The organism is Rhodococcus sp. HNM0563 (genome assembly GCF_012726195.1).
Classification (GTDB): domain Bacteria; phylum Actinomycetota; class Actinomycetes; order Mycobacteriales; family Mycobacteriaceae; genus Rhodococcus.
The window spans coordinates 377,509-394,653 of sequence record NZ_JAASAF010000004.1; the positions used below are offsets into that span (position 1 = coordinate 377,509).

The 17,145-nt window shown below is 65.1% G+C and carries 18 protein-coding genes; 9 read left to right on the plus strand and 9 right to left on the minus strand.

Annotation, left to right across the window (positions count from 1 at the left end; genetic code table 11):
• Positions 1 to 87 precede the first annotated feature (87 nt).
• The 9 genes from HCA61_RS11575 to HCA61_RS11615 form a co-directional block, all read right to left on the minus strand.
• Complete coding sequence (locus HCA61_RS11575) at positions 88 to 738, minus strand: class I SAM-dependent methyltransferase (RefSeq protein WP_169688321.1); 651 nt, start codon at positions 736 to 738, stop codon at positions 88 to 90.
• A gap of 109 nt (positions 739 to 847) precedes the next feature.
• The gene (locus tag HCA61_RS11580; RefSeq protein WP_346777547.1) at positions 848 to 1,885 is read right to left on the minus strand and encodes a phosphotransferase; all 1,038 of its coding nucleotides are present in this window, start codon (positions 1,883 to 1,885) and stop codon (positions 848 to 850) included.
• On the minus strand, positions 1,882 to 2,967 hold the full coding sequence (locus HCA61_RS11585) for a TIGR03857 family LLM class F420-dependent oxidoreductase (RefSeq protein ID WP_169688323.1): 1,086 nt from the start codon (positions 2,965 to 2,967) through the stop codon (positions 1,882 to 1,884). Before HCA61_RS11585 ends, HCA61_RS11580 begins: the two co-directional genes overlap by 4 nt.
• A gap of 11 nt (positions 2,968 to 2,978) precedes the next feature.
• Entirely contained in the window at positions 2,979 to 3,347 is a 369-nt protein-coding gene (locus HCA61_RS11590; RefSeq protein WP_169688324.1) for a carboxymuconolactone decarboxylase family protein, read from the minus strand.
• Positions 3,344 to 4,231, minus strand: coding sequence for an NAD(P)-dependent oxidoreductase (locus HCA61_RS11595; protein ID WP_308198748.1), 888 nt, complete (start codon positions 4,229 to 4,231; stop codon positions 3,344 to 3,346). The genes HCA61_RS11590 and HCA61_RS11595 overlap by 4 nt, the downstream gene beginning before the upstream one ends.
• A complete protein-coding gene (locus HCA61_RS11600; RefSeq protein WP_169688325.1) occupies positions 4,228 to 4,977 on the minus strand; it encodes an SDR family oxidoreductase in 750 nt (249 codons plus the stop codon). Before HCA61_RS11600 ends, HCA61_RS11595 begins: the two co-directional genes overlap by 4 nt.
• Positions 4,978 to 5,015: 38 nt before the next feature.
• Positions 5,016 to 6,485: an aldehyde dehydrogenase gene (locus tag HCA61_RS11605; RefSeq protein ID WP_169688326.1), complete on the minus strand. Its 1,470-nt coding sequence runs from the start codon at positions 6,483 to 6,485 to the stop codon at positions 5,016 to 5,018.
• Between the two features lie 133 nt (positions 6,486 to 6,618).
• Entirely contained in the window at positions 6,619 to 7,449 is an 831-nt protein-coding gene (locus HCA61_RS11610; protein WP_169688327.1) for an oxygenase MpaB family protein, read from the minus strand.
• Positions 7,450 to 7,481: 32 nt separating this feature from the next.
• Positions 7,482 to 8,081, minus strand: a complete 600-nt coding sequence (locus tag HCA61_RS11615) for a TetR/AcrR family transcriptional regulator (protein WP_169688328.1) — start codon at positions 8,079 to 8,081, stop codon at positions 7,482 to 7,484.
• 104 nt (positions 8,082 to 8,185) lie between these two features.
• Here HCA61_RS11615 and HCA61_RS11620 point away from each other — a divergent pair, with 104 nt between their 5' ends.
• From HCA61_RS11620 to HCA61_RS11660, 9 genes are all read left to right on the plus strand, one after another.
• The gene (locus HCA61_RS11620) at positions 8,186 to 9,409 is read left to right on the plus strand and encodes a cytochrome P450 (protein WP_169688329.1); all 1,224 of its coding nucleotides are present in this window, start codon (positions 8,186 to 8,188) and stop codon (positions 9,407 to 9,409) included.
• A gap of 76 nt (positions 9,410 to 9,485) precedes the next feature.
• Complete coding sequence (locus HCA61_RS11625) at positions 9,486 to 10,046, plus strand: TetR/AcrR family transcriptional regulator (protein ID WP_169688330.1); 561 nt, start codon at positions 9,486 to 9,488, stop codon at positions 10,044 to 10,046.
• Positions 10,047 to 10,049: 3 nt separating this feature from the next.
• Positions 10,050 to 11,276, plus strand: coding sequence for a cytochrome P450 (locus HCA61_RS11630; protein WP_169688331.1), 1,227 nt, complete (start codon positions 10,050 to 10,052; stop codon positions 11,274 to 11,276).
• On the plus strand, positions 11,269 to 12,054 hold the full coding sequence (locus HCA61_RS11635) for an SDR family oxidoreductase (RefSeq protein ID WP_169688332.1): 786 nt from the start codon (positions 11,269 to 11,271) through the stop codon (positions 12,052 to 12,054). Before HCA61_RS11630 ends, HCA61_RS11635 begins: the two co-directional genes overlap by 8 nt.
• Entirely contained in the window at positions 12,051 to 13,460 is a 1,410-nt protein-coding gene (locus HCA61_RS11640; RefSeq protein WP_169688333.1) for a cytochrome P450, read from the plus strand. The genes HCA61_RS11635 and HCA61_RS11640 overlap by 4 nt, the downstream gene beginning before the upstream one ends.
• 2 nt (positions 13,461 to 13,462) lie before the next feature.
• Positions 13,463 to 13,657, plus strand: a complete 195-nt coding sequence (locus tag HCA61_RS11645; RefSeq protein ID WP_169688334.1) for a ferredoxin — start codon at positions 13,463 to 13,465, stop codon at positions 13,655 to 13,657.
• A gap of 14 nt (positions 13,658 to 13,671) precedes the next feature.
• Positions 13,672 to 14,223 carry a nuclear transport factor 2 family protein gene (locus HCA61_RS11650; RefSeq protein ID WP_169688335.1) on the plus strand — a complete coding sequence of 184 codons (552 nt, stop codon included), beginning with the start codon at positions 13,672 to 13,674 and terminating at the stop codon, positions 14,221 to 14,223.
• Positions 14,224 to 14,228: 5 nt separating this feature from the next.
• Entirely contained in the window at positions 14,229 to 15,476 is a 1,248-nt protein-coding gene (locus tag HCA61_RS11655) for a hypothetical protein (protein ID WP_346777548.1), read from the plus strand.
• A gap of 28 nt (positions 15,477 to 15,504) precedes the next feature.
• A complete protein-coding gene (locus HCA61_RS11660; protein ID WP_169688337.1) occupies positions 15,505 to 17,073 on the plus strand; it encodes a GMC oxidoreductase in 1,569 nt (522 codons plus the stop codon).
• Positions 17,074 to 17,145 lie beyond the last annotated feature (72 nt).

The window sequence follows — 17,145 nt, forward strand, 5'->3', positions numbered from 1 at the left end:
CACTGCACCGAGCATTGCGAGGTGTTCGTCTGACACTGCGCCGAGCATTGCGAGGTGTTCGTTCGAGGGAGTATCCGAGCCACACCTCTACGAGCCGGCGACCCCTCCGGTGCGTTCGAGCACTCGCAATGATCCGGTGACGGAGACTTCGGTGAATTCCCCACTTTCGAGTGCGCGGCAGTAGATCTCGTACGGGGGGCGCCCGCCGTCGGCGGGGTCGGGGAACACATCGTGGATGATCAGGGCGCCTCCGGGCTCTACCCATCGTGCCCAGCCCGAGTAATCGGCCTGCGCCGCTTCGCTGCTGTGCCCGCCGTCGATGAACACGAAGGCAAGCGGTGTCTGCCAGAATGCGGCGACCTGAGGTGACCTACCTACGATCGCGACGACATGCGACTCGAGGTCGCCGTCGGAGAGGGTGTGCCGCATTTTCCCGACCGTATCCAGCTTGCCGGTGTGCGGGTCGACCAGCGACGAATCGTGGTACTCCCAGCCCGGTTGGTGTTCTTCGGAACCGTGGTGGTGATCGACGGTGACGATGGTGCCGCCTGTCGCCTTCGCCGCCTCGCCCAGATACACCGTGGAGCGGCCGCAGTAAGTGCCGATCTCGACGCCCACCCCGTCGCCGAGATAGCGAACGGCTGCATCGTGCAATGCCGTGCCTTCGTCTTCAGGCATGAAACCCGGTGTAGCTTCCGCGAGTTCGAGCGCCTCACGGGTGAGGGAGGTACGAGTCATCGCGGTCGGTCTCCGTTCGTCGGACGAGTTGAGTATTCGTGTGCCACATTACCGAGAGCACTCGGCACGCGATACTGCCGTCATCCGATGACGGCACGCGATACTGCCGTCATCGGATGACGGCGAGGCTGTCGAGTTCGCGTATCGCTGCACACGAGCGTGCCACCATGGTGGCGAACATCCGGTCACCCCGTTCGGTCCGGGTGCCGAAGGCGCACCCGAATACAGCGATGAGCGGACCTTGCAGAGAGCCGAATCGGTAGTCGTCCCAGCACTCGGAGAACGCGTAGCGGTCCACGCCGCGCTCCACGAGCCTGCGGTGGTACGCGGTGACCAGATGGTGTTCGTGTTCGCGACGCAAGGCAGGCGGCAACGATGTGCCGAGAAAATAGGCCAGGTCGCGCGCGGGGAGCCCCACGGTGATCGTCTGCCAGTCTACGGCCGTCACCCCGGGCACACCGTCGTCGGGGAACATCAGATTGTCGAGGCGATAGTCACCGTGCAGCACGGTGAAACGCTCACTGCGAGCAAGTATCCACTGTTCTGTGGCATCGACGCACCCGCGCAGCGTGTCGTTGTCTCTGTCGTCGAGCAGGTGCCCCAGATCGGTCATGAAGATATCCACCGCGGGCCCGTACAGCTCGGAGAGCATGCGGGCCTGCGCTTCGTCGGAGTGTCCAAGCCATTCCAGGTCGAGCAGAGCCGGGTCGTTCCACCGCGGCGCGTGCAGGTCGGCGAGATTGCGAACGGCGTCGAGTGCCTGTCCCGGTGTGCATCCGCGGATCTGATCACCTTGGCGGGCGGGGGCAAGGTCCTCGAGAAGGAGCGTGAAGTTCCCCTCCTCGCCCAGGGCCGCGTAGTGACATCGCGGCGCACGGACCGAGACGGTTGCTGCGAGATCGGTGTAGAACCGGACTTCCCCGCGGTACGCTCCGGCGAGCATGGCGCGTACGCCGGTGTCGACTGCGGGAAGCTTGGCGACGAGTCGTTCCGGTACCCCGTCGCCGGTGAGTTCGAGCCGATGGCATGTGCCGATCTGCCCGGTACCGATGGTCTCTGCGCGAACGGTGTGTACGGGAGCGTCGAGGGCGGCACTGAGCCACTCGGGGGACAGCTCTGCAATATCGGAAACGACGGTGTTGCTCACCGAGTACTCCATCCGGGATTTGCGGGTAGATGTGCGAAACGGTGGGGAGCGCGGATGTGCCGCCACGCGTCGAGTACCGGAGCAAGCTCTGCGGGGGTGGCTCCGTGCAAGATCACGCTGTCGGCACCGGCGTCGAATTGGTCGGCGATCCGCTCGGCGCATCGCTGGGATGTGCCGGTGGCCGACGCCGCGAGCCAGTGCTCGGGCAACTGCGCCTCCAGGTGCCGGAGTACGTCGTCGGTGCCGGTCGCATCGAATGCGCCCTGGTGTTGCTGCACGATCGGGTCTGTGCGGAACCGCTCGAGGTCGGCAGCGGACCAACCGTTGGCCTTGATCAGCACGTCGCCGTAACCCTGGAGATAGGTGGCGAGCCGGCCCACGAGTTTGCGCCGTCGCTCGGTGTGGGGGATGGATTCTTCGACGGTCGCCAGCACCGACCAGATGCGGACGGAGGCCGGGTCGCGTTCGGCTGCTGCAGCGGCGTCGCGCACGATCTTGACGGCCCGCGCCACCGTCGCGTCGGAGAAGAAGGTGTGCAGGACGACGCCGTCGGCGATGCGGCCTGCGAGTTCGAGCGATCGGTCGCCGAGTGCGACCATGAGAATCGGGATGCGGTCTGTTCCGTCGGCGGTGCGGCGCAGGTATGGGAACGCGCCGGCGGGGCCGTCGTGGCCGATTGCGGCGTCGCCGCGGAACAGTGTGCGGAGCACCTCGACGGTGTCTTCGAGCCGCGCCGACGACACTCTGGGCAGTCCCATGAGATCGAAGAGGGCGTCGAAGCCGCGACCGAGCCCGAGGGCGTAGCGGCCTCCACTGAGTCGGTGGGCGGTGGTGGCCATGGTCGCGGTCACCATCGGATGGCGGGTCTGGGGATTCGTCGCGGCGGTACCTATCCCGATCGATTCGCTGATGGCCGTGGCTGCTCCGGCGAGCACGCCCGCGTCCTTGGTATCGAATCGTTCGGACAGGAAGACCGCGCCCATCCCGAGCTGTTCGCCGTGGCGGATCTCATGGAGCGCTGCGCGCGGGTCGGGGGCGTGCCCGGCAAGCGCATAGAAGCCGAGTTCGGGGAACTCTGGCATGTCGGGCGTGGTCACGACCGCGTCGCGGCACGGCGTTTGCCGAGCACACTCCCGACTGCGTTGTCCATCTTCGTTCCGAGTGGCCAACCCACATAGTGCGACAGGAACAACGCGATCTCCCGCAGCTGTTCCTCGTCGAGTTCTTCGTTCTGCAGGGCAGCACCGATCTGGATTTCGGCGACGTCGCTGAGCCCTTGCGCGGCGAGGGCGCCGAGTAGCAGCAACCGGCGGTCGCGAATGGTCAAGCCCGGTCGCGACCAGATGTCGGCGAACAGATGATCGGCGGTGGCTGCGAAATGGGCACCGGGCCCGTCCTGGAACTCGAATCCGTAGACTTTCCCCATCATCTCGAGTCCGCGCTGGCGCCTGTCGTCGGTCACGGCTGTTCCTCCATGCTGTGGGTGCGTGCAATGTCGCCGATCCCAACTCCGAGACCGGGGCCCAGGCCCGCGAGGGCGCGCGTTGCGAGAGGAAGATCGACGTCGAGCCGGTCGCCGAGGGCCATGGCGAGCGCCAGATCTTTTTCGCCCAGCGCGCGCACGTGTGAGAATATCGGGAACCACGAATCGTCCTGCTCGAGTGGGGAAGTGCTGTCGCGCCACATGATCGAGCCTGCACCTCCTGTGATCGAGTCGGTGTGGCGGACGACCTTGCCGAGTTCGGTGATGTCGATTCCGGCGGCTTCGGCGAGGCGTTGCGCTTCGGTCGCGGCGGTGAACGAGACGAAGTGGAGAAGGTTCCGTGCGAGTTTCATGCGGGTGCCGGCACCGATCGGTCCGGCGTGGACGACCACCGCGGCGAATGCGCTGAAGGGATCTCGAATCTTCTCGAACGCTTCATCCGACGCGCCGACCATCACGGCAAGCGCCGCTTTCTTCGCGCCGGCAGCGCCACCGCTGACCGGTGCATCCACGAACTCCACACCGTGCGTTGCGCACAGCGCCCCGAGGTCGACGGCTGTGGTGTCGGAGATCGTCGAGTGCACGGCGATCACAGTGCCGGGTTCCGCGCTCGACAGGAGCCCGTCGGGGCCTGCTACGACGTCGCGGACCTGAGTGTCGTCGAGGACGGTGACACACACGATGTCGCTGACGGAGGCGAGTTCTGCTGCGTTCGAGACGGAGTGGGCACCCGCTTCGACGAACGGGGTCACGGCGTCGGGGTTGGTGTCGAGGACGGACAGACTTCCGGTGTGGTCGAGTAGTCGGTGCGCCATCGGTGCACCCATGTTGCCGAGGCCGATATAGCCGATGCGGATCGTCACGACCGGATCACCTGCCCGCCGTCGACGTTGAAGATCTGACCGGTCACCCAGCCGGCGTCGTCGGACAGCAGGAACAGGCACATGCCGACGAGGTCGTCGGGTGTGCCGATGCGCTTGAGTGGAAGTTGCTTCACCATGTCGGCGACCATGTTCGACGGTGTGGTGGAGCGTGTGGCCTCGGTGTCGATGGGTCCGGGCGCGATCGCGTTGATCCGGATGTTCGACCCGCCCAGTTCGACCGCGAGTTGCTGTGTGAGGCCGTTGATCCCGACCTTTGCGAGACCGTAGAAGCCCGAGTACAACCAGGCGGCGGTGGACGACTGGTTGACGATCGAGCCTCCGCTTCTCGTCATGTGGGGCCACACGGCGCGGGTGATGTTCAGGGCCCCATCGAGATTGACGCTCATGAACTTCTTGTAGTAGTCCCACGGCACGGTGAGCAGGAGATCCAGTTTCATTCCACCGTAGATCGCGGCGTTGTTGACGACGTGATCGATTCCCCCGTACGTCTCGACGGTCTTGTCGGCGAGTTCCTTCGCCGAATCCGGATCGGAGACATCCACGGGTAGGAATGTGGCGGTGCCGCCGTCGACGACGATCTGCTTGGCCACCTGCTCGCCGAGTTCGGCATCGATATCGGCGACCACCACGCGCGCACCCTCGGCGGCGAGTGCGCGTGCGTACGCCTCACCGATTCCTTGGGCTGCTCCCGTGACGATCGCAGTACGATCGGTGAATCTGGACATATGGCAGTTCCTTTCGATTATGTGGGGCACTGCGAACGTCAGAGTGCAGGCTCTGCGACGAGCTTGGTCTCCAGGTACTCCTCGAACCCGGCGAGGCCCATCTCGCGGCCGATGCCGGACTGCTTGTATCCGCCGAACGGCGCGTCGGCGGCGTACCAGATGCCGCCGTTGACGCCGAGGGTGCCGGTGCGGACACCCGCGACGACGCGTGCGATGCGATCGGGGTCGGTGCCGTAGACCGCACCGGAAAGTCCGTAGGGGGAGTCGTTCGCGATGCGGACCGCGTCGTCGTCGCCGTCGTGGGGCAGGATCACCAGCACCGGACCGAAGATTTCTTCCTGCGCGGTACGGGCGGAGTTGTCGAGACCCGAGATCAGGGTGGGTTCGACGAAGAAGCCGCGGTCGTGCTCGGTGGGCCGTCCGCCGCCGACCACGACCGTGCCGCCCTCCTCGACGGCAAGACGGATGTAGCCCTCGACGCGGTCGCGCTGTCGGGCCGATATCAAAGGCCCGCAGATGGTGCCGGAGTCGCGGGGGTCACCGGGGCGCAGCCCCTGCAGTGTCTTCGCGGTGGCTTCGACGGCTTCGTCGTAGCGGGCGCGTGGCACCAGAAGACGCGTGGTGATGGCGCAACCTTGGCCGGCATGGGTGCATACCGTGAACGCCGCCATGGAGCATGCCGCGCGGAGATCGGCGTCGTCGAGTACGACGAATGCGGACTTGCCGCCGAGTTCGAGAAAGACCTTCTTGAGCGACTCGGATGCAGCCCGCATCACCGATTTGCCCGTGGCGGTGGAGCCTGTGAACGAGATCAGGTCCACCCGTGGGTCCTCGGAGAGCAGGGCGCCGATGCGGTGGTCGCTCGAGGTCACGATATTGAGGACACCGGCGGGGATGTCGGTCTCCTCGGCGGCGATCCTGCCGATCAGGGCTGCGCACCAGGGGGTATCGGGTGCAGGTTTGAGCACGACGGTGTTACCTGCGGCGAGCGCAGGCCCGATCTTCGCGAAGTTGATCTGGTGCGGGAAGTTCCACGGGGTGATCGCGCCGACCACGCCGGTGGCTTCCTTGAGCAGGTACCGGTGGGTGGGAATGCCCATGGGGGAGGCGTTGCCGAGATCTTGCTTCCACGAATAGTTCTCGGCGAGGTCGGCGAACCACAGCAGGTCGTCGACAGGTCCTTCGAGATGAGCGGCGGCAGTCAGGAACCGGGGCGCACCCACTTCCGCGATCGTGATCTCTCGCAGTTCCTCGATGTGGCCGCGGATGGCGTCGCGGAGTTGGCGCAGGCAGTGTGCGCGGAAGGTGTGGTCGCGGGACCAGTCGGTGTGGTCGAACGCGCGGCGGGCCGCGTCGATCGCAGCGTCGAGATCGGCAGGGGTGCCGTCGGCCGCGTGGCCGAGCACCTCCTCGGTGGTGGGGTCGAACACCTCGAATGTGCCGCCGCTACCTGGGACGAGTTTTCCGTCGATCAGGAGCGTGGAACTGTCGGTCGGGCGCAATGTCATCAGACGATTCCCTCACGTTCTGGACAGGTGTCTGGACTATAGTTCGGCACGCTGTGAGAACGCAATGGTTCGAGTGGATGTTGTTACGGGGGAGCCGGATACACCGGGGGGAGTGTGCAGGCGTTCGGGCTCGTCAGAACACTCGCATGCCGAGGCGGCGTCGTGTGCGCATGTCGACGAGATAGCAGTGCCACAACAGGCGCCAGACGTGCGGGGTCGCCCGGTGGACGGCGCGCATCGTCCGCAGATATCTGTCGAATCGTCGTTGATCGTCGGCAGTCCAGTCGTAGTGCATGGCCTTCCGGAACTCCGGTGGCAACGCTCCCCGGGTGATCAACTCGAAATCTCGTCCGAGGATCTTGTGTGCGGCCCGTCCTGCGCGGCCGAGTCGCACTTCGAGGAAACTCAGATTGCACAGACGAGTGAGATACCCGCGGACCTCGTCGTTCATGGAGATCCGGTCCACGCCCTCGATCCAGAGCGCGTCGTACTCGTCCCGGGTGCGCGGCCAGGACTCGGGACGCACATTCAGGGTGGTGCCCAGGGTGATGCCGTCGCGCAGGACGTTGCGGTATTCGGCTTCGGTCAGTGGGCCGTGCAGGAATTCGTGCTGGTCGATGAAGTACTTCAACAGGCACACCGCTACCCAGAGCTGCAGCTTCGGTGAGTTCGCGCTGTACGCGACGTCGGCGTTCGGTTCGGACACGACGTGGGCGTGGATCTTCCGCACGGTCTCGCGCAGGTAGTCGCGGTCGGATTCGGTGCCGAACACCGCCACTGCCAGATATGTCCCTGTCGTGCGGGCGCGTTTGACGGGATGCAGGTCGGCGCGACCGGAGTCGACGGAGCTGTCGACGACGCCCTGGCCGACGGCGGGATCTGCCAGCTGCATGATCACGTTGGCTGCGTTGATCGTCCCGCCGAGTGGGGAAACGAGATCACCGACCGACTCGATTGTGCGCACGCTTCCTCCATCTGATGACGACTGTGATCAGTTTACGTCGGTGTCGCCGGAGTGGGGGCGGGTAGGTGGGACAATGCGCCCTCGACCACGGATTCGTAGATGCGATCCAACGCGATCTCGTCGCCCAGGAAGCCGCTGCTTTCGAGGACTGCGAACCCGTGCAGGGCCGAGAACATCCCGATCGTGACCTCGAGTGCGTGCTCTTCCGGGACTCCGCACGAGGTCAGCATCGATCCCAGTGCGCCATTCGCGTCCAGTCCGGCGGTGATGAGCGACTCCCGGTCGACCGGCGCAGAAGTCAATGCCTGATAGCGGCGGGGATGTGCTGTCGCCCAGGCGCGATGCGCATCGATCAACGCCCGCAGGCCGTCGCGCCCGCTGCGCCCCATCGCGACGTCGCGCAGGTGGCGTCCGAGGTCCGTCATCGCGCGCGCCTGTACTGCGGCGCGGACGTCGTCGAGGCCCCGTACGTGGTTGTAGAGCGAGGCGGCGACGATGCCGAGGCGGCTCGACAGGGTGCTCATCGAGAGTTGTTCCCATCCGGCCTCGTCGACCGCATCGATCGCGGCATCGATCACCTTGTCGCGGGTGAGGGTTCGTCGCCTGACCGGTCGGGAATTGTCACGTGCCATGAATTCAGTCTAAGGGGCTTACGCTACAAACGAAGATATGTAGTTTATAAGTGATGACTGTTCGTCACCTTCGAATCCGAGCCGTTCCAGCGTGAGGCGCAACCATGACGACTTCCCGTACTGATCTGAAGAATCCCGATCTCTACACCGAGGGGGTTCCGCACGCTTTCTTCGACGACCTCCGCAGGCACTGCCCGGTGTACTGGCAGCCCGAAGACGACGGGCCCGGATACTGGGCGGTGACCCGGCACGCCGACGTCATCGCCGTCTCCCGCGAGACGACCTTCTCGGCCGCGATGGGATCCACCCAGATCGACGAGTTCGACGAGGAGACCCGACTCAAACAGGCCTCCATGCTTCTCAATCTCGACCCACCCGACCACACCCGACTGCGTCAGCTCGTCAGCCGAGGGTTCACCCCGCGCGTGATCAAGCAGCTCGAAGGTCATATTCGCGACATCTGTACGCGCGTGGTCGACGACCTCATCGAGGCGGGCAGTGACGGTCGGGTGGTCGATTTCGTCCCGCTCGCGGCCGCGCCGCTTCCGCTCGAAGTGATCGCCGCTCTGCTCGGCGCGCCCACCGAAGACGTCGGGAAACTCTACGACTGGTCCAACAGGATGATCGGCTGGGACGACCCCGAGTACGGCAGCACCCGCGAGGACGGTGAACTCGCTGCGGCCGAGGTCTTCCTCTATGCCAACGAGATCGCCGCGCAGCGACGTGTCGAGCCTCGCGACGACATCGTCACCAGGCTCGTCACTCCCGACGAGCACGGTGACACGCTCTCCGAGATGGAGTTCGATATGTTCTTCGTCCTTCTCGTGATCGCGGGGAACGAGACGACCCGCAACGCGATCTCCGGCGGGATGCAGGCCTTCATGGACCACCCCGGTCAATGGCGACGGCTCCAGGGCGAGCTCGAACTCCTGCCGAGCGCGGTCGAGGAGGTCCTGCGCTGGGTCAGTCCCGTCATCGGGTTCCGCCGCACACCCACCTGCCCGGCCGCGATCGGGGACCAGGAGGTCGCTCGGGGGGACAAGGTGGTGGTCTACTACCCGAGCGCCAACCGTGACGCGGACGTGTTCGACGACCCCCACGTCTTCGATATCGCACGCAGTGACAACCCGCACGTGGCATTCGGCGGTACCGGCGTGCATTTCTGTCTCGGTGCGCACCTTGCGCGTCTCGAGTTGAAGATCATGTTCGAGACTCTCGCGACGCGGCTCGACCGGATCGAACCGGCCGGACCTGCGCGGCGTCTGCGGTCGAACTTCATCAACGGAATCAAGGCCATGCCGGTGCGGATCTATCCGCGCCAGGGGTGAATTCATTCGTGCGCAGGTCGACGACCATTGCCGGACGATGGTTACCGTAGTAATGTCCAGACACGTGTCCAGAAATGTGAATCTAGAATCCACCCGACGTCGGCTCACCGAACGTCAGGCCGACACCGTGCAACGGCTTACGCAGGCCGCTGTCGAGGTGTTGGGTGAAGAGGGATTCGCAGGTCTGACCGTGCGCATCGTCGCGGCACGCGCCGGCGTCGCTCCCGCGACTGCGTACACGTACTTCTCCTCCAAGGAACACCTTGTTGCGGAGGTCTTCTGGCGCCGACTCGCCGCTGCGCCGGTCGAAGAGTCCGACCAGTCGGATCGGGTCGATCGCGTCGTGGCGGTGCTGCGGAGCGTTGCGTTGCTCATGGCCGACGAACCGGAGCTTGCCGCTGCGGTCACGAGTGCGCTGCTCGGCCGCGACCCCGACGTCGAGCATCTGCGTGCACGAATCGGTCTCGACATCCGCGAAAGGCTGTCCACCGCGCTCGGAGACGCGCCCGACCCCGACGAGCTCGAGGCGCTCGAACTGCTCTACGCCGGTGCGCTCGTGCGCGCGGGAATGGGTTACGGAACATACGAAAAGCTTGCCGACAGGCTGGAAATCTCGGCCCGACTGTTATTGGAGTGATCCATGATCCAGGCTCCCTCGGAGTCCGTATCGATCGACCCACCCACGTTCGATCCCTACGACTACGCCTTCCACGAGAACCCCTACCCGACCTATCGTCGACTGCGTGAGGAGGCACCGCTCTACTACAACCCCGACCTGAACTTCTGGGCGTTGTCCCGGCACGCCGACGTCGTCGCCGGTTTCCGTGACAACGCACGGTTGTCCAGCGCGAACGGCGTCTCACTCGATCCCGCCGCATACGGGCGCAACGCCCACAAGGTGATGTCGTTCCTCGCGATGGACGACCCGAGGCATATGCGCATGCGGCAACTCGTATCGAAGGGTTTCACCCCGCGGCGGGTTGCGGAACTACAGGAGCGGACTCTCGAACTCACCCTCGGGCATCTCGAACCCGCCCTTGCCGGAGGAGAATTCGATTGGATCACCGACTTCGCGGCCAAGTTGCCGATGGACGTGATCTCCGAGCTCATGGGAGTTCCCGAGGCCGATCGCGCCGAGATCCGACGACTCGCGGATCTCGTCGTGCACCGGGACGAGGGTGTGCTCGACGTCCCCGTCTCGGCGATGGAAGCATCGCTGCACCTCGTGGGCTACTACGCCGACATGATCGCGGAGCGTCGGAAGTCGCCGACCGCCGACCTCACCTCCGCGCTGCTCGACGCCGAGATCGACGGCGACCGGCTCGACGACGACGAGATCATCGGATTCATGTTCCTGATGGTGGTGGCCGGAAACGAAACCACCACCAAACTTCTCGGCAACGCGCTCTACTGGGGCGCGAAGAACAAGAGCGAAGTGTCGCAGGTGCTTTCGGATCCGCAGCGCGCGCCCGAATGGGTCGAGGAAACCCTCCGATACGACACCTCGAGTCAGCTCGTTGCGCGTACCGCCGTCGCGGACATCGACCTGCACGGCGCCACCATCCGCTCCGGCGACAAAGTGCTGCTTCTCATCGGATCCGCCAACCGCGACTCCGAGGTGTTCGACGACGCCGACGAGTTCCGGCTCGGCCGCAACGCGTCCGGGAAACTCGCGAGTTTCGGTGCGGGAGTGCATTTCTGTCTCGGAGCCCACCTCGCGCGCCTCGAAGCCAACATCGCCCTCGAACAGTTCGCGCGTCGGGTCGCCGACTACGAGATCGACTTCGACCGCTCCGAGCGGGTCCACTCCACCAATGTGCGCGGCTTCGCCGCCCTCCCCATGAAAGTGACGGAGCGACATGCCTAGATTCGAGCCACACCCCGAGCGTCGCCCTGCACTCGTCAGCGGCGCGTCGTCGGGAATCGGGACGGCCACCGCCTACGCGCTCGCCGAACTCGGTCACCCGGTCGCGCTCGGCGCCCGCCGCGTCGAGGAGTGCGAAGCGATCGCCGAGAAGATCCGTGCCGAAGGCGGTGAAGCCTTCGCCCACTATCTCGACGTGTCGTCGACCGACTCCGTCGATACGTTCGTCGCGGCAGCAGAGGATGCACTCGGAGCCACCGAGATCGTCGTCTCCGGCGCAGGCGACATGGACTTCTCACTGGTCCACGAGATGGACACGGACCGGTTCGAGTTCCAGGTGAACGTGCATCTGAACGGCACGCAACGCCTCGCGCGGCGCGTGCTTCCGGGAATGATCGAACGCAAGCGCGGCGACTTCGTCGTGATCGGATCGGACTGCGCCGACGTTCCTCGTCCGCGGATGGGCGCCTATGTGGCGGCGAAGACCGGTCTCGAAGCCCTCGTCGTCCAACTGCGGATGGAACTCGAAGGCACCGGGGTGCGTGCGTCCACTGTCCGGCCCGGTCCCACCCAGACCGGCGCGGGAATGACAGCGGCGGCCGAGGTCGTCGGCCCGCTCCTCGAGGACTGGGAGCGCTGGGGCTTCGCCCGGCACCCGTATTTCCTCCGTGCGTCGGATATCGCGGCCGCGGCAGCGAGCGTGGTCTCGGTCCCGCGCGGAGCCCACATCGTGCTCGTCGAAGTGCAGCCCGAAGCGCCTTTGCGGAAGGAAGACAAGTGACCACTGGAACAGCGAACAGCGGGACATCGAACAGCGGGGCACCACACCCGACCGTCGCACCCCCGCGAGTCTCCGGCGGCGAACATGAGCACGGACACCTCGAAGAACTGCGCTCCGACCCCATCGCCCTGATGAACCGCGTCCGCGATGAGTGCGGCGATGTCGGCGTCTTCCAACTCGCCGACAAGACGGTCGTGCTGCTCTCGGGGGCCGAGGCCAACGAGTTCTTCTTCCGGTCGTCCGACGAAGAACTGGACCAGCAGGCCGCCTACCCGTTCATGACGCCCGTGTTCGGGGAGGGTGTCGTCTTCGATGCGAGTCCTGAGCGGCGCAAGGAGATGCTGCACAACACGGCATTGCGGGGCGAACAGATGCGGGGGCATGCGGCAACCATCGACCGTGAGGTCCAGGACATGGTCGCCGGATGGGGAGAGGAAGGCGAGATCGACCTCCTGGAATTCTTCGCAGAGCTGACGATCTACACGTCGTCGGCATGCCTGATCGGCAAGAAGTTCCGCGACGAGCTCGACGACCGCTTCTCGCACCTGTACCACGACCTTGAGAAGGGCACCGACGCACTCGCTTTCGTCGACCCCTACGCACCCATCGAGAGTTTCCGCCGTCGCGACGAGGCCCGCCGCGGGCTCGTCGACCTGGTGCAGGCCATCATGAACGGTCGGATCGCGCATCCGCCGCAGGGCAAGGAGGACCGCGACCTGCTCGACGTGCTCGTCTCCATCAAGAACGAGGACGGCACCGAGCGGTTCAGCGCGGACGAGATCACCGGCATCTTCATCTCGATGATGTTCGCCGGGCACCACACCACCTCCGGGACCGCGGCGTGGGCATTGATCGAATTGCTGCGCAATCCGCAGAGCATGCAGCAGGTGACCGACGAACTCGACGCAATCTACTCGGACGGCGCGGACGTGAGTTTTCATGCGCTGCGGCAGATCCCGAATCTGGAAGCAGTACTCAAGGAGACGCTGCGGATGCATCCGCCGCTGATTCTGCTGCTGCGGGTTGCACGCGGCGATTTCGAGGTGGCCGGCTACCGCATCGCCGAAGGCGATCTCGTCGGCGCCACCCCCGCGATCTCCAACCGCATTGCCGAGGACTTCCCGAATCCCGATGTGTTCGACCCGGGCCGCTACATCGACCCGAATCAGGAAGACATCGTCAACCGGTGGACGTGGATTCCGTTCGGTGCCGGCCGGCACCGATGCGTCGGTGCGGCATTCGCGTTGATGCAGCTGAAGGCCATCTTCTCGATCCTGCTGCGCGACTTCGAGTTCGAGCTCGGTCAGCCCGCCGACACTTACCGGAACGATCATTCGAAGATGGTGGTGCAACTCGCGCAGCCGTGCACAGTGCGGTATCGGCGCCGCACCCGGGAAACGGAGTAGTCGTGAAGATCGAAGTAGATCTGGACCTGTGCCAGGGACACGCCATGTGCGAGATGGAAGCACCCGACGTGTTCCGAGTCCCCAAACACGGCACCGTCGAGGTCCTCGTCGACGAGATCCCCGAAGAACTGCGCGACGACGTCGAAGCCGCCGTCCGCTATTGCCCCACCCGAGCATTGCGACCGATTCAACACTGACTCCAGGAGACACCATGTCCACGTTCGACCGTGCAGAGCTCGACGAGATGATTTCCCGATGGATCGACGCCAACAAGCGGGCCGAGGAGGCGGGTGATTGGAAGCCCCTGGCCGAGATGTACACCGAAGATGCCACCTACGGGTGGAACTACGGTCCCAAGGACGACTTCATGGCCGTCGGCCGGGACGAGATCCGCGAGTTCGCGTTGGGCCAGGAGATGCGTGGTCTGGAAGGGTGGGAGTACCCCTACCAGCAGCTGATCGTCGACGACCGCAGCGGCGACGTGATCGGCATGTGGAAGCAGATCGCCGACGCGAAGCGCGACAACGGCGAGCGCTACTCGGTGCACGGCATCGGTGGCAGCTGGTTCCGTTACGGCGGGAACTTCCAGTGGTCGTGGCAGCGCGATTTCTTCGATTTCGGAAACGTGTCGCACCTGTTCCTCGAGATGATCACCGACGGGGCGCTGTCCGACGGCATGAACAAGCGTATCGAGCGTTCCACGTCCGGAAAGCGTCTACCCGGCTGGTACCCCGCGGGCCAGGCTCCGGTATCCCTGTGGTGACCACGGTGCGGACCGGTGCATCGTTCGATGCGCTGTCGCGGGAGGATCTCGCGGTTCTCGTCCCGGAACTGTTGCTGTGCGGTCAACTGATCGACCGCTCCGGCATGGCTCATCTGATCTCCGCATTCGGCCGGGAGGGCATGGCGGCCATCGCGATCGAAGAATGGCAGGCATCCTCACCCTGGTACACCCGGCGCATGCAGCAGGCGCTGAAGTACGAGGGCGACGACGTCGTGACGATCTTCAAGGGCCTGCAACTCGACATCGGTGCGCCTCCGCAGTTCATGGACTTCCGATTCCGCGTCGACGACCGCGACCACGGTGAGTTCTGGCTCGATCACTGTGGCGCACTCATGGACGTCGAACCGCTCGGAGACGAGTATGTGACCGCGATGTGCCACGACATCGAAGACCCGACCTTCGACGCCACCGCGCTCGCGACGAATCCGCACGCGCAGGTGCGACCTATCCATCGTCCGCCGCGCCGCCCCGAGGACCGGCATCCGCACTGCGCGTGGACGGTGACGATCGACCCGGCGCATGTTCCTCCGGTCGTCGAGCCGCACACCGAGGCGCTGGGGCGAACCGTCGCGAGGACGGTGGAGCTGAGCCCGATCGTCCCCGGTGGTGCCGGGCGTGACGAGTACTCGGGGCCGCTGCTCTCGGACGTGCGGTTCGGCGACTTCTCCCATTCGGCGCTCGTTCGGATCGCGGAGGAGGTGTGCCTCCAGCAGCACATGCTCACCCTCGGATTCCTGATCGGGGTCCGCAAACGCACCGACGAGGACTCGGCGTCCACGTTGCTGAGAAAGCAACTCACCGGCATCGCCGGGCTGACCTCGGAACGGATCCGCAACGCACTCGGCCTGTCCGGCACGTTCGACGACCTGGCGACCGTTCTCGGTATCCATCCCGTCCTCTCGCCGCATCAGTACGTAGGACGCACGATCGAGGTGCACGACGACCATGTCCGGATGCGCATCGGGCGGGACAGCGGAGTGGACGCCGATGGTGGATGGACGACCTTCGTGGACGCCGACCACCTCGGACCCCTCGATGCGCTGGTCCGCGGGGTCGACCCGCATTTCTCGACGCGGTTGGTAGCGGAGTCACCGGACGCGTTGGTTGTCGACGTGATCCGAGAGGACACACCCGCGCGTGAGTCCAAGGACGTGCAGATCACCAGATTCAGCTCGGGCGCGGAGTTCGTCTTCGCAGACCGGGGGATCCCGCTGCCACTCACGGTGCTCTGACATTCGAGTTCGGACCGAAGGGGGGACCTTGAGTACTACGCTGTCTCGCAGGGCTTTTCTGGGCGGTGCCGCAGTCGCGGCGGTGGGTTTGACCTTGACCGCGGTTCCGCGCGCTCGCGCCGAGGTCACCGAGGAACGCCACCGCGCTGTCGTCATCGGAAGCGGGTTCGGTGGTGCGATCACTGCGATGCACCTCGGGCGTGCGGGGGTACAGACCGTCGTCATGGAACGTGGCATCCGGTGGCCGACAGGGCCGAATGCCGAGACGTTCCCGCGTATGCTCCACCCTGATCGTCGAATGTCCTGGTTGTCGCCGATTCCGGTCATGCCGGGAACACCGCCCGTCCCGACGGAGTCGTTCACCGGACTCATCGAACGCGTTCCCGGCGACGGGATGGACATCCTGTGCGGAGCAGGGGTGGGTGGTAGTTCTCTCGCCTACCACGGAATGACGTTGCAGCCCGATGGTGAACGTTTTGCGCAATCGGTGTCGTCGTCGATCGACTACGACCGCCTCGATTCCGAGTATTATCGCCGTGTCGAGCGGATGCTGCGGATGGCGACCATTCCGGACGATGTGCTCGGCCACGAACGGTACCGATCGTCGCGAGTATTCCTCGACCGCGCGGAAGCGGAAGGGTACGAGACGTTCCGGGTGCCGATGTCGATCGATTGGGACTTCGCGCGCCGCGAACTCACCGGCGAACTGAATCCGTCGTACACGACCGGCGATGTCATCTACGGGGTCAACAACGGCGGTAAGTTCTCCGTCGACGTCACCTATCTCGCGGAAGCGGAGGCGACGGGTCACGTCGATGTCGTGATCCTCCACCGGGTCAACGATATCGAGCGTGGACCGGATGGAACGTGGATCACGCACGTCGACCGGATTCACACCGACGGAACCGTGCTGGAGCGCAAGCGGATCGTGTCCGACGCGCTGTTCCTCGGAGCCGGGTCGGCGGGGACGACCCGCCTGCTGATGAAGGCGCACGGCAAGGGTCTGATCACGGATCTCCCCGATGCGGTGGGAACAGGCTGGGGAAACAACGGTGACAGAGTCTTCTCGGTGACATCCCCCCTGGCAAGTCCCGGGGCATTCCAAGGCGGGCCGGCGTGTGTCGGCATGCGCGACCATTCCGACCCTGCGGGTGCGCTGATGATCGTCACGGGACCGGTGCCGTTCCCGGCCGATATCGGGACGACCTCGGTGATCGGGCTCGGAGTGGTGAAGGGACTCGGCAGGTGGAACTACGACGCCGGCCGTGACGACGCGGTACTGAATTGGGACGAGGCCTACGACCGCGCGCTCACGCGTGCGATCGAATCACGAATCCGTCGCATCGTGGGTCCGACGGCGATCATGATCGACGTCAATGCTGTGGACATCAACACGTTTCATCCCTTGGGTGGGGCACCGCTAGACACGGTGTGCGACGACGCAGGCCGTGTTCTCGGCCAGCGGGGACTGTACGTCGTGGATGGTGCGAAGATCCCGGGGTCGACGGGCGCATGCAATCCGTCGATGACGATCGCGGCGCTGGCCGAGTACGGCGCGGACGACATCGTCGCCCGCGATCTCGGCAGCGTGTTCTGACCGTTGCAGAATAACCGAATGTCACCTTTGGTCGATGTGAGTGGCCAAAGGTGACATTCGGTCGAAAGCGCG

Coding starts and splice junctions, on each gene's coding strand:
- HCA61_RS11650 (WP_169688335.1), top strand. CDS start 13,672: ATGTCCACGTTCGACCGTGCAGAGCTCGACGAGATGATTTCCCGATGG.
- HCA61_RS11605 (WP_169688326.1), bottom strand. CDS start 6,485: ATGACATTGCGCCCGACCGACAGTTCCACGCTCCTGATCGACGGAAAA.
- HCA61_RS11575 (WP_169688321.1), bottom strand. CDS start 738: ATGACTCGTACCTCCCTCACCCGTGAGGCGCTCGAACTCGCGGAAGCT.
- HCA61_RS11635 (WP_169688332.1), top strand. CDS start 11,269: ATGCCTAGATTCGAGCCACACCCCGAGCGTCGCCCTGCACTCGTCAGC.
- HCA61_RS11615 (WP_169688328.1), bottom strand. CDS start 8,081: ATGGCACGTGACAATTCCCGACCGGTCAGGCGACGAACCCTCACCCGC.
- HCA61_RS11630 (WP_169688331.1), top strand. CDS start 10,050: ATGATCCAGGCTCCCTCGGAGTCCGTATCGATCGACCCACCCACGTTC.
- HCA61_RS11585 (WP_169688323.1), bottom strand. CDS start 2,967: ATGCCAGAGTTCCCCGAACTCGGCTTCTATGCGCTTGCCGGGCACGCC.
- HCA61_RS11620 (WP_169688329.1), top strand. CDS start 8,186: ATGACGACTTCCCGTACTGATCTGAAGAATCCCGATCTCTACACCGAG.
- HCA61_RS11600 (WP_169688325.1), bottom strand. CDS start 4,977: ATGTCCAGATTCACCGATCGTACTGCGATCGTCACGGGAGCAGCCCAA.